10 protein-coding genes and 1 tRNA gene are annotated in these 12,211 nt (G+C 44.6%); 7 read left to right on the forward strand and 4 right to left on the reverse strand.

Annotation, left to right across the window (positions count from 1 at the left end):
* Positions 1–18: 18 nt before the first annotated feature.
* Positions 19–2,034, forward strand: a complete 2,016-nt coding sequence (rep, locus tag JN178_RS00375) for a DNA helicase Rep (RefSeq protein WP_202263085.1) — start codon at positions 19–21, stop codon at positions 2,032–2,034.
* Positions 2,035–2,087: 53 nt separating this feature from the next.
* Here rep and JN178_RS00380 read toward each other — a convergent pair whose 3' ends face one another.
* Together JN178_RS00380 and JN178_RS00385 are read right to left on the reverse strand one after the other, a co-directional pair.
* Positions 2,088–4,688: a sensor domain-containing phosphodiesterase gene (locus JN178_RS00380; RefSeq protein WP_202263086.1), complete on the reverse strand. Its 2,601-nt coding sequence runs from the start codon at positions 4,686–4,688 to the stop codon at positions 2,088–2,090.
* Positions 4,689–4,790: 102 nt separating this feature from the next.
* Positions 4,791–5,198: a c-type cytochrome gene (locus tag JN178_RS00385; RefSeq protein ID WP_202263087.1), complete on the reverse strand. Its 408-nt coding sequence runs from the start codon at positions 5,196–5,198 to the stop codon at positions 4,791–4,793.
* Positions 5,199–5,444: 246 nt separating this feature from the next.
* On the opposite strand from JN178_RS00385, the gene JN178_RS00390 reads away from it, so the two are divergent.
* The 6 genes from JN178_RS00390 (at position 5,445) to JN178_RS00415 (ending at position 9,121) form a co-directional block, all read left to right on the forward strand.
* Positions 5,445–5,521, forward strand: a tRNA-Arg gene (locus tag JN178_RS00390).
* Positions 5,522–5,702: 181 nt separating this feature from the next.
* Complete coding sequence (locus tag JN178_RS00395; RefSeq protein ID WP_202263088.1) at positions 5,703–6,506, forward strand: glucose 1-dehydrogenase; 804 nt, start codon at positions 5,703–5,705, stop codon at positions 6,504–6,506.
* 3 nt (positions 6,507–6,509) lie between these two features.
* Positions 6,510–7,046, forward strand: a complete 537-nt coding sequence (locus tag JN178_RS00400) for a GNAT family N-acetyltransferase (protein WP_202263089.1) — start codon at positions 6,510–6,512, stop codon at positions 7,044–7,046.
* 112 nt (positions 7,047–7,158) lie between these two features.
* Positions 7,159–7,926, forward strand: a complete 768-nt coding sequence (locus JN178_RS00405) for an alpha/beta fold hydrolase (RefSeq protein WP_202263090.1) — start codon at positions 7,159–7,161, stop codon at positions 7,924–7,926.
* A gap of 130 nt (positions 7,927–8,056) precedes the next feature.
* Positions 8,057–8,449 (forward strand): OsmC family protein, encoded by a 393-nt coding sequence (locus JN178_RS00410; protein ID WP_202263091.1) that lies wholly within the window; start codon positions 8,057–8,059, stop codon positions 8,447–8,449.
* Between the two features lie 51 nt (positions 8,450–8,500).
* The gene (locus JN178_RS00415) at positions 8,501–9,121 is read left to right on the forward strand and encodes a hypothetical protein (RefSeq protein WP_202263092.1); all 621 of its coding nucleotides are present in this window, start codon (positions 8,501–8,503) and stop codon (positions 9,119–9,121) included.
* A gap of 30 nt (positions 9,122–9,151) precedes the next feature.
* Here the strand turns inward: JN178_RS00415 and JN178_RS00420 are convergent, their stop codons facing one another.
* Positions 9,152–10,846 (reverse strand): class I SAM-dependent methyltransferase, encoded by a 1,695-nt coding sequence (locus JN178_RS00420; RefSeq protein WP_202263093.1) that lies wholly within the window; start codon positions 10,844–10,846, stop codon positions 9,152–9,154.
* Positions 10,847–10,882: 36 nt separating this feature from the next.
* Positions 10,883–12,193 (reverse strand): hypothetical protein, encoded by a 1,311-nt coding sequence (locus JN178_RS00425; RefSeq protein ID WP_202263094.1) that lies wholly within the window; start codon positions 12,191–12,193, stop codon positions 10,883–10,885.
* Between the last annotated feature and the right edge of the window lie 18 nt (positions 12,194–12,211).

Consider the following 12,211-nt stretch of genomic DNA (forward strand, 5'->3'; position numbering starts at 1 on the left):
CGTTGTTGTAGGACCCGAATGAAACTAAATGAAGCCCAAGAATCTGCAGTAACCTTTGTGTCAGGCCCATGCTTGGTGCTTGCGGGTGCAGGTAGTGGTAAAACCCGAGTAATTACCAACAAAATTGCCCATTTAGTACGAAACTGCGACATGCCAGCACGTTATATTGCCGCGGTAACTTTTACCAATAAAGCCGCGCGTGAAATGAAAGAACGTGTCGCGCAAACGTTAGGCAAGCCCGAAGCGCGAGGTCTAAAAGTTTCTACCTTTCACACCTTGGGCTTAAATATCATTAAAGCTCATGTGAAAGACTTGGGTTTAAAACCCGGCTTTTCTTTATTTGATGACAAAGACTCGACAGCACTTTTGAATGACCTTACAACCGACACCATCGACGGCGATAAAGACCAGCTTCAGCTATTGCAAAGCTGTATTTCAAACTGGAAAAATGACCTTATCTTGCCCGATGCACTATTAAAGACTGCAACTAGCACCGGTGAGCGGGAGTTTGCTGAGGCTTACAAGCGCTATCAAGACAACTTAAAGGCTTATAACGCGCTAGACTTTGACGACCTGATTTTATTGCCTACGTTGCTGCTTAAGCACAACGAAGAGGTACGGGCGAAATGGCAAGGCAAAATACATTACCTGCTGGTGGACGAATATCAAGACACAAACACCAGCCAGTACGAGCTAGTAAAGCTGCTGGTAGGCGAGCGCGCGCGTTTTACTGTGGTAGGTGACGACGACCAGTCAATTTATTCGTGGCGTGGCGCAAAACCTCAGAACCTGCATTTGCTGCAACAAGACTTTCCCCGCTTAAACGTAATAAAGCTTCAGCAAAACTATCGCTCCTCAGGGCGTATTCTGCATTGCGCTAACATTCTTATTCAGAACAACCCGCACTTGTTCGACAAAACCCTGTTTTCTGAACTGCAATACGGTGAGCCACTAAAAGTTATTGAGGCAAAAAACGAAGAGCACGAGGGCGAACGTGTTGTCGCTGAATTGTTGGCGCATAAGTTTATGAATCGCACGCAGTTTAAAGACTACGCCATTTTGTACCGCGGTAATCACCAAAGTCGTATTTTCGAAAAACTGCTAATGAGTAACCGCATTCCTTACAAAATAAGTGGCGGTATGTCGTTTTTTGGCCGAGCTGAAGTTAAAGACATCATGGCGTACTTACGCTTGTTGGTGAACCAAGACGACGACAACGCATTGCTTCGCATTATTAACACGCCGGGGCGCGGAATAGGGCGAGCCACACTAGAAAAGCTGGGTAATTTTGCCAATAGCTTAGGCGTGTCGATGTTTGAAGCGGCGACACACCCTAATTTAAATAGCGTATTGCCAGATAAAGCCTTTCATTCGGTGTCTGGATTTGCACGTTGGGTAGTTGAGCTGTCTGACAACGCCGAGCGCGGTAATACGGTAGATGCAGTACGCGCCATGATCCGCACCATGGGCTACGAAGAATGGCTGTACGAAACCAGCGCCAGCCCTAAAGCAGCTGAAATGGCCATGGCTAATGTTAGTACCCTATTTGGTTGGGTAAACGACATGTTAGAGGGTAACGACCTTGACCAACCAATGACTCTCACCGAAGTGGTAAATCGCCTTATTCTGCGCGATATGATGGAGCGCGGTGAAGACGATGGGGAAGGGGACCAAGTACAGTTAATGACCCTTCACGCGTCTAAAGGCTTGGAGTTTCCCATTGTATTTCTTGTGGGTATGGAAGAAGGCCTATTACCACACCAAAGCAGCATAGACGAAGACAACGTAGAAGAAGAGCGTCGCTTGGCCTATGTGGGGATCACGCGTGCCCAGCGAGAACTTATCTTTAGCCTTGCCAAAGAGCGCCGCCAGTTTGGTGAGGTTATACAGCCAGAGCCAAGCCGTTTCTTGTTCGAACTACCGCCTGATGACGTGCAGTGGGAAAATCAAAAGCCAAAGGCCACCAAAGAAGAACGCCAGCAAAAAGCGCAGGTGGGCATTGCGAACTTGCGTGATATTTTGGGCAAAAAATAAGTCGATTTACAGGTTGGTGTAAGTGTTCACTTACTTCTTATTGTTAAATCTAATTAGCTTGCGAGTAACGCCATATCAAGCACCTTGGCGTGCTTAATCACCTTGCCCTGACCATAGCGACACTCAATCTCATTGAGCGCGTCAAGTTGAGCCTGTGCGTCGATGCCCTCTGCAATAACCTGAAACTTTAGATGCTCTGAAATTAGCATAACCGACTGAATCAATTTAAGGTTACGTTGCGAGCGGGGGAGTGATTTCACAAAGCGATGATCAATTTTAATGAAATCGAACGGGTAGGCGAACAAATAGCTAAGCGAGGCCAAGCCGCTACCAAAATTATCTAGCACCAAAGTAACGCCTGCACGTTTAAGCTTTTTAATAGCAGGTAGAATAAACTGTGAGCGACGGTTTAAGTCATTCTCGTCAAACTCAAACACCAATTGGCTAGGCACAACACCTGATTGTGATATAACGTCAATCATCTTGTTAACCATCGACGCTTGCAGCAAATGATTAATCGACACATTCACCGCAATTTTATTTATGCTTTCATCGGTGTCTTTGTAGTAATTTAAGAGTTCGCACGCTTTAGTTAGCTGGAATAAATCTAAGTCTAAGGTCAGCCCGCTGTGTTCAGCGACTTGTCTAAACTGTTCACGTGCAATCTTGCCGTAGGCAGGATGCGACCAGCGAATATACATTTCTTTATACAGTGTCGAATTATCTTTCAAATCAATTACAGGCTGTAAAAAGTAGTCGAACTCTTCTTCACGTAGCGCACGCCTAAACTCGTTTTCAAGTTCAAGCTCTTCAATCAGGCGATCGCGCATGCTCTTATCAAACATCACAAATCTGCCGCGCCCCAAGGTTTTTGCTTGATACATAGCAGCATCGGCGTCGCGCAAGACTTCATCGGCACTGCGGTAGTAGCTTTCTAAATGTGCAATGCCAACGCTGGCCCCTGAATACATTTCGCGGCCATCTAATAAAAACGGCTCAGAGATAGAAGCAATAATACGGCTTGCCACTTCCTCAACGTCTGACGCATCTTCAAAGTTATCGAGCAACACCACAAATTCGTCGCCACCCAAGCGAGCTAATAAGTCGTGCCCGCGCACACACAAGGCAATACGGCGCGCCACTTCAATTAAAAACTCATCGCCAGCGTGGTGACCTAACGTGTCGTTAATCACTTTAAAGCGGTCTAGGTCGATAAACAGTACCGCAAACATGTTCTCGTTATAGCGCTGCTTACTGGCAATCGCCAATTCTAAACGGCTGGTAAACATGGCGCGGTTTGGTAAGTCGGTTAGGGCGTCGTGGTGAGCGTCGTGAATAAGCTTAAGCTCAATCTCTTTACGCTCTTCAATTTGCTGCTTAAGAAATTTATTGGCACGGTTTAGTTCGCCAGTGCGCTCTTTAACGCGCTCTTCCAGTTCTATGTTGTAGCGTTGCATCGACTCGGTGTTGCGCTTACGCTCCATGGCCACCGCAATATGATGCGATACAAAGCGCAAAAGCTCTTGGTCGCGCGACGTATATTTGGCGTGCTTACCGTAGGTTTGTACGGCAATGACACCAGCAATTTCACCCTCGACAATAAGCGGCGAACCCAACCACGAGTTAGCGCTATTAAGCATAGTTTGCGCAACCGATACATCAATCTCGCCCGCTTCGGCTAATTGCAAAACGCGCGGCGGGTTTATAAGCTCAGCTTGGCCAGAGCGCAGTACCAGTTCAGTAAGACCTAGTCCCAATGGGCGGGTTTCTACCTTTTCTTGCATTACATCGCTGAAATACGGGAACGACAGCAGCTCTTGTTCCTTATCTAAAATAGCAATGTAGCAGTTAGGCGCACTAATCAGGCGTTCTAGAATTTGATGTAAGCTAGAGTAAAAGGCATTCATGTCGCCTTCTAGGTTGGCGGCAAGTTCTGATATTTCAAACAGCGCTTGTTGTAACGACTCAACTTTTTGGCGCTCAAGAATTTCTTCTTGAAGCTCGTCGTTAATTTTACGAAGCTGACGCGTACGTTCGCGAATAGTACGCTCGGTAAGCTCGCGGTTTTTCACGCGGTCAACCGTGGTCACAATGTGCTGTGACACAAACAACAGAACTTCTAAGTCTTCTTGGGTGTAGTGCACACCTTCATCATAAGTTTGCACAACCATGGCCCCAATTACCTGACTACCACGCTTAAGCGGTACGCCCAATAACTCAAAAGGCTGTGAACCAACAAGCTCAATTTCGTGCTGCTCGGCAAAGGTTTGTTCGTCGTCGCGTTTATAAAATAGATGGTCACCGGTTTTTAAAATGTAACCGGTCATGCCGTTCATTAACGACTCGGCAGGAAGTTGCTTTACAGCTTGTTCGTCGAACTCATCAACAAAGTAGGCAAAGTCGACAACATTACTTTCGGGTTCGTAGAAGGCAACAAAGAAGTTATCAGCATTCATGAAATCAGCAATAATTTCATGAATAGCGGTGTAAAGGCGATTTAGGTGACTTACAGAACTGGCTAATTCAGAAATGTCAAAAAGCGCTTTCTGAACACGTTCAGCGCGCTTGTACTTTTCTGTAAGTTGTTGAAGCTGCGGAATTAACTCTCGCAGTTCTTCTTCTGTCAACTCATATTGCGTTGAATCTGATGACATTCCTATCGCCAATATAAAAAGAACGTTTCCCCGAGCGGTTAAATTAACCGATTAGTCGAGAAAACGCTACTTTTTCAAGCAATTTGAAGAATTATTAAAGGTTTAGATACCTTCGATCATATATTCAATTGCAGCTTTAATTTCGTCGTCTGAACAGTTGCCGCATGTACCACGAGGAGGCATTGCGTTAATACCGTTCAACGCGTTTTGCCACACGCCGTCAAGGCCACGCTCGTCTAGGCGAGGCTGCCAATCAGCTGCAGCGTGTAGTTTAGGCGCACCTAGTACACCAGCAGAGTGACATGCAACACAGGCAGAGTTGTACACTTCTTCACCTGACTTAGCACCGCCTGCTGCACCAGCGTTACCCGCTGCCGCTGCGCCTGCTACGTGAACCTGACCTGCTGGCTTAATGCGCTCAGCAATTTCATCGTTACTCATTTCTTGTGCTTGTGCTGCAAAAACGGTTAGCGCAGTAGCAGCAACAGTTAACCAAGTCTTTAATTTCACATCTGTCTCCAGGCAATGATGAATTTGTTTAAAATATAACTGGCCAGATTATAACGGTAAATTAGGGCTGAACAACTATTTGCGCTCAATTACCCATAAAAAGTAAGGATTTTTAACAAACTGATAAGCTCAACAAAAAGACTTTTGCATAAATCAGTTGATGACAGCCCATGGCCTAAGTATTATTACGCCCCGTTTGCAGGATACGTTTATTAGCGTATTTTCATCTTTGTAAACGTCAACTACGCACCCGTAGCTCAGCTGGATAGAGCGTTGCCCTCCGGAGGCAAAGGTCGCGCGTTCGAATCGCGCCGGGTGTGCCATTTTTAAGTGCTTCACCCTAATTTCACTTCTCATGCTCTACACTTAAAACTCGCTATACGCTAGGAGTTTGGCTTTCCATAAACAATATTTGTACCTCGCTTGTGGATACTAGAGCCAACTACGACCGCGTGTTGAATGAAGTATTGTTAAAAACAAAAGATAGCTTACCTCGGAGAGACAATGGCAAGGTTAAACAATAAAGTCGCGCTGGTAACAGGGGCCGCGCAAGGTATTGGTAAAGCGATTGCAGAGGTTTTCGCTAAGGAAGGTGCCTTTGTCATTCTATCCGACATTGAACGTGAAAAAGGGCAGCTAGCGGCAGCGGCCATCGGTGCTAATGCCTCGTTCGTGTATTTAGATGTTACTTCCGAGCAAGATTGGATAGATGCTATGCAGGCTATCGCAAAAGCGCATGGCCACCTTGATATTCTTATTAACAACGCTGGCATTACAGGGTTTATGGAGGCATCTGGGCCTTTTGATCCTGAACACGTCAGTATGGATACCTGGCGTAAAGTACATAGCACTAATCTGGATGGCGTTATGCTGGGGTGTAAGCACGCTATAAGCCTTATGAAATCAGCAGTCAGAGCAAGCATAGTTAACATATCATCTCGTTCTGGCTTGGTCGGTATTCCAGGTGCGGCCGCTTATGCGTCTAGCAAAGCGGCGGTTCGAAATCATACCAAATCAGTAGCACTTTATTGCGCGCAGCAATCTTATCCAATTCGTTGTAATTCAATACATCCAGGGGCAATACTAACGCCTATGTGGGAGGAAATGCTTCCACAGGGAGAGGAGCGCGCCAAGGCAATTGAAAGTATTGCTGCAGATATCCCCATCGGCAGAATGGGTGAGCCCGAAGATGTGGCCTATGCTGCACTCTATTTAGCCAGCGACGAGTCTCAATATGTTACGGGTATCGAGCTTAACGTAGACGGTGGCATTTTAGCGGGTAGTGCTGCTGCACCAAGTAAGCAATAAATTATGATAGCGTCAGAAAATATAGCCATAAGAACAGTACGTAGACAGGATTTACCCTTGCTTTACGCCTTAAGCCAAGACTTCAGTAATGCAGGTGAATTCATGCCAGTGTCGCTGGTTTCAGAAAGTGAATTTTATGACACATTTGACCAAAATGGATTTTGGCAAGACAGTTGTGGCAGGCTCGTTATTGAAGATAGTCAGCACAATATAGTGGGAGAAATTGGAAGCTTTAAAACCGCGCATTACATGAACGGAAGAGAAGTTTACTACCGCATTTTCGCTGGCCACAGACAAAAAGGCTATGCAAAAAAGGCACTTTGCTTGTTTACGCAATTTTTCTTTGAGTCTACACACTTCAACCGGCTTCAAGCGGTTACAGTATGTGAAAACGTAGTGTCGTCAGCCATGCTCAAAAAACAAGGCTTCGTTTATGAAGGCACGCTTAGGCAGGGAAGATGGTTTAAGGGTAATCTTGTAGACTTAGAGATGTACTCATTACTCCGAGAAGAATGGAAGCGAACTGATAGCAAGCTGTGAGAATGTGTAGCCGTTTTCCCCCTCAAGCCTTATGAAGAAATATTGACTCTAAATTCACCCTGCCATTGTTAACGTTGTTGCAAATTTGCTTCTATATCATAAGGAACTAGCAATGCGTTTAATGAAACTAGTCACAATTATTCTCTGTTTCTTTCAAGTAGCAGTATCAATGGCTGCTGATACCACCGTTATTTTTGAGGCAGGCTTTGGAACCAAAGGTCAAGTGTGGGACCCTGTGATAGCGCTGCTACCCAATAACGTAAAAGTCATAAACGAGACCCGAAGCAGCTTGATGACGCCCGATGCTGAACCAACAACATTGGCTCAGGATGTAGCTGCAATGCAAAAAAGAATAAAACAAGCTAGCCAAAACGGAAATGTGATTGTGGTAGGGCATTCCTATGGTGGCTTGGTTGCAACGCAAACATTAAAAAACAGCGTGTCAGAAATTGATGGTATGGTGCTTATTGAGCCGACGACGTTAGTACATCGATTGCGTTTCAAAGCATTAGACGAGGAGCGCGTTGTTGCTGACGACGTCGTTATCGCGAAGTACATGCCACCTCATCTTCAGGCGCAGTATCAGCGGTTAACCGACACATTAGATCAGGCGCAAGAAGCTTTAATTCCATTACCTGCCGCGCTTCCGACTATTCTTTTCACTTCAACAAAAATATATGAAAAGCCAATGTTTATTGAGGAAACTCAAAAAGGCAAAGCGCTTTGGCTACAATTACACAATGCACTATTTCAGCAGGTGGAAACTGGACAGCATATTCGCTCAAACAAGTGGGGGCACTCGGTGCACATTGAAGCTCCGGAGGAAGTAGCGCAAGCTATTATGAAAGTTGTTGAGATGTCAGCAGCAAAAGAAAAGTAAACTACAAATAGAATGTGACTTCCTACCTAACCAAGACAATAGACTTTCATAAATAATATTAACGCCTGTTGGTACTTCACGTAGGATGAATGTATTGTTTATAACGTTAATTGAATATAAGGACGCAGAGATGAAAATTGATATCGCACTTCTAGAAGGTCAAAAGCTGCAGGCGAGTTTTGGTAAGCATCAAATTATAAGCGATCAAAGTGTATCAGCTGGAGGCGAAGAGGCTTATCCTGAACCGTTCGATTACTTCTTAGCTAGCATGCCGTTATGTGCGGCGTTCTATATTCGCAAATTCTGTGAGGCAAGAGACATAAGCACAGACGGTATAAGTTTAACCCAAGAGCATAGTACGATTGGTGAAGATAAATATCATAAAGCGTTTTCTATTAAAGTTACCTTGCCTGAAGGCTTTCCTGAAAAATATAAAAAGCCACTTTTAGCTGCCGCGAATAGCTGCACAGTGAAAAAAGTGATTCAAGCAATGCCAGAGTTCAGTATTCAAATTGAAGAATAGTGGGCGCAATAAGTGGCATCTATTCCTTGTGCCACTTAAAAGGCAACACATATGAATTATGAAAAGTATTATTCACCGCTGCGCGCAGTGCATTCTGCGGACTTTTATCTCTGCTTCTATTGTGGCTGCGAGTCGGCTCAAAACGACTTTATTCCACCGATGAAGTTCATTCACGACTGGCGCGAGGGGAGTAAAGAGGCGGACTTTATTTCAGTTCCTGCGTGTAATGAATGTTGTGACCTTCTGAAAAATCAAAACAACGGTATTTTGGAACACAGAGTAAGTGTTTTAAAAAGGCTCCTATCAGAAAAATATGCCAAAGCAATTAGGGTGTTTAACCATTGGAGCATGGACGAAATTGAAGAAATGGATGCCGCATTTCAAATAAGCCTTAAAGGCGGTATGCGTTTAGGTAAAGAAGCCCTTTCAAGAATTCGTTTTGCAGGCTTCGACTATGAAGTGAATGGCAGCTTTACGCGCGTTGCTGCACCGCAACACCAAGTGTTTACAGTATTTGAACAAGAGTTCGAGAGTTTTAGAGAGGCGTTAGCGTTCGCAAGCAACGCCTATCAGATAAAAAAGAGCCGCTTAAGCAAACTCTATTTTGAACATGATGAATCGTTTGAAAAGGCGATTGAGGCTTTTCATGAGTTGATCGACCTGAATACTTAAGTTGGTAAGGCAAAAGACGCGCTATTACTGCTACCAGTCCTCCAGCTGCTGCAACGCTTTTATTCGATCGCGTTGAAGCGTAAATGCCTCAAAAACATCTTCAAAGTTTGTGTTATCTGGGCGTAGGTTTGGTAGCGCTAAATTTGCTTGGCTGAAAAACTCATTTTGGTCGTGCTGCCAGCCTTGTTTCCACCAGTGCACTATCAGTTCTCTAGAACTTGAAAGCTTTAGGCCTGTAGGAAGCTTGTCTGACTTTTTGGCATTTATTTGGGTCTTGGTTGGCAACAGGTTCCATAGGTCGTTGTTGGGCCATCGCGCGAAAGGGAAGGCATGGTCAACGGCGTAATTTTTTGCCATCAGCTTTTTGCCAGACCAACAACATGCCACGTCTTCATTGGCCATTAGCTCACTTACTCGCCTGCGAATTTTTGCGGTAGTACGCTCAGGGTCTTCCCATTTCAGTGCATTTAAGTAGTCTAACTTGGTAAATTTCTGTTCTTTGTTGCGCCCGTAACCCGCCATCAACGAAGACCATTCATTGATTAACGCAGGCTCTATCCATACGCTAAATTGCGTTAACGAATCCCAAATATGTACCGGAACACAAAACTTACCCAGTGAAGATAAGAAGTTGAAGTCTAAACGTAGGTCAGTTGTGGGGCGTTTAGTTTTGTTAAGCTCTACGTGAAATACACTTTCTTTCGTGCCTGGTAGTGTAGTGTATTTGGCTGGCATGGTTTTGATGGTTGAGGCTATATCCTTCAGCGCCTGATACAGTGCCTGCACGCTTTCGTTGTCTGTGTAATGTGCGCCGATATAAAAGTCGTTACTCGAATAACCAGCAAAGCGCTCCCAGCCGTTTTCTGTTATGAATCCAAGCCCTTTTCTCGAGTTACTGTTTTGCTGCATACCAAACTGATCAACAAGGGGCTTGTAAAGCTTCAACCAGTAAAGGGCAACAAGCCCAACAGGCAGTACAACATATTCACTGGTTTGTTCAATAACGGCCCCTGGGTGACCTTCAGCTATTCTCAGTAACGCTCTAAGCAAACCAACCTTGTAGGTAGATGATTTACTGTCGTTTACTACAATGTTTCTAATAAGTGGAAATGCGCCCGTGCCATTATCTGGCAAAGCAAGCATAACCGTTTGCCATGTCACACCATCACGCCCTAATACATCTGCGCTTTGTTCGTTAGTAAGCAGTCGGTAAGTAAGGCCGAATTGGCTAGCAAACTTCGCTAACTCATCTGCTGAAACGTCGTACATGGTGCGCTCATCGTCACAAATACCGTGGCGCAGAGAAATAATCAATTTGCCGTTGGGTTTTAACAGTGAAGATAGCTTTCTAAAGGCGCGTTCTCGTGACGATGGCGCAATGTGCATCCACACAGCACTTAGTAAAATAAGGTCGAACTTGGTTTGTAGCCTAAATACTTCAGTAAGTTCTGGTAGTGAGTCAGCAATCCAATGAATGGGGTTAGAAACTGTATACTGCTGGGCAAGTTCGCGAATGCCATTTGACGGTTCAACGGCTACCACACCAAGGCCTTTTGCTGCTAAGTAGCGAGCATCACGGCCTGAACCCGCACCTACATCAAGCACCATTCCGTCTTTAGGGATTTCGTTAAGCCAATCCTTATGGACAGCTTCAAACGGAAGGCTGTTATATTGCCTTGCCAGCTCAGAAGCATTGGCGGAATAGTAGGTAATATTCTTCGTCAAAATGTTTACTAATTCGCAGCTTTGTTAGGCTCGATCTTATAGCGATTTTTTCAAGTGTTCATCAAATTCAAGAATTTCATCCTTAAACGGCGATTGCTCCAAAAAGTCCTTGGCCTGCTGAGTACTTTTGCGTTTTAAACCCTGATATATAGTTTCTGAAAGTCGTTGTTGGTCTTTTTTACTATCAAGATAGCTCATGTAGTTCATTGCAAATTGAGGGTTTGAAGAGGCTGCATCATTAATGAATTCCGCAAACGTTTTTTGGTTGTAAATTGCATTCGGTTGTTTAGAGAACCATTGCATAGCGGCCTTAGGTTCGTCCCAAGCCCAAGAGCGCAGGAAGTTGACAACTTTTCTTTGCACCTTGTCGGGCGCCGTATTGTCTATAAGCCAGTTTCCACTTTTCTCTCTGTCGTTCGAAGCCCAGGTCAAAATAAAATTATCTTTTAGCTGCTCAAGGCGTTCACCATCATAATCTTCAAGAAGCCACGCACCCACTTCCTCAGGGTTATGCCTAGTCCAATTACTAATAATGCCTTCTTCAATTTCATGGTTATCTAAAGATTTAGTCAGTGTCAGTAAATCAACGAACTCTTGTTTCGACTCAAGGTTCTGAGTTAGTCCCCACATTGGCAACATAAGTTTGTGTCCGAGTTTGTTTAGCTCGTACAACTTATCAATCGCGAGCGACAAATCTTGCTTTGCCAAGCTCGAGAAAATTGGCATCAAACTACCAGTGAGGTGCATGTTGCTAGCCCTCGCTATGTTCTGTTGTGCGTCTGTTAGCCTGATAAAGTGGTCATAAGAAGCTAAGGGGTCCTGCTGGGCTAGACTGATCAAGCTTATGTTCAGCATGACACTTTGAAGCCGTTCATCGCCTATTTCCGTTTTGGCAAAGTCGATGGCCGCGGCTGCGTTAATTTCGGTATACCGACTAAACAACATCATAAGTGCTGATTGGTTCTCTTTAACACCTGTATTTGATAACTCTTGAATAACCGCCAACAATTGCACTTCAGATAATTCCCCTACAAAACTGTAAAAGTTAGCCATTTCAGAAAAGGTAAGCGCCATAGGGTTGCTACCGATGAGTGCCTTAAGCTGTTGGGCAATTTCGTCGGTAGTAGGCACTCCAACGTCGTTTTCGTTTTCTACAGTATTTGTCGATGACGTAAGTGCGGTTGTATTGGAAGTAACAACGTTATTGTTGTCAGTAGCATCTTTTGGGGCTGATATAGGTGCTTGGGACTGATCATCCAAAGAAAGCGTTTCAGAAGAAAAATGATTAACAAAATAGCCTGCGGTAAACGCAAGCAAGACACACACAATCCAAATAAGGTTTTTCATAACAAGATTACTTACCAA

This window comes from Alteromonas sp. KC3 (assembly GCF_016756315.1).
Classification (GTDB): domain Bacteria; phylum Pseudomonadota; class Gammaproteobacteria; order Enterobacterales; family Alteromonadaceae; genus Alteromonas.

Excerpts from the sequence above, each read along its gene's own strand:
- JN178_RS00405 (WP_202263090.1), top strand. The coding sequence starts at position 7,159 with ATGCGTTTAATGAAACTAGTCACAATTATTCTCTGTTTCTTTCAAGTA.
- JN178_RS00425 (WP_202263094.1), bottom strand. The coding sequence starts at position 12,193 with ATGAAAAACCTTATTTGGATTGTGTGTGTCTTGCTTGCGTTTACCGCA.
- JN178_RS00395 (WP_202263088.1), top strand. The coding sequence starts at position 5,703 with ATGGCAAGGTTAAACAATAAAGTCGCGCTGGTAACAGGGGCCGCGCAA.
- JN178_RS00415 (WP_202263092.1), top strand. The coding sequence starts at position 8,501 with ATGAATTATGAAAAGTATTATTCACCGCTGCGCGCAGTGCATTCTGCG.
- JN178_RS00400 (WP_202263089.1), top strand. The coding sequence starts at position 6,510 with ATGATAGCGTCAGAAAATATAGCCATAAGAACAGTACGTAGACAGGAT.
- rep (WP_202263085.1), top strand. The coding sequence starts at position 19 with ATGAAACTAAATGAAGCCCAAGAATCTGCAGTAACCTTTGTGTCAGGC.
- JN178_RS00410 (WP_202263091.1), top strand. The coding sequence starts at position 8,057 with ATGAAAATTGATATCGCACTTCTAGAAGGTCAAAAGCTGCAGGCGAGT.
- JN178_RS00380 (WP_202263086.1), bottom strand. The coding sequence starts at position 4,688 with ATGTCATCAGATTCAACGCAATATGAGTTGACAGAAGAAGAACTGCGA.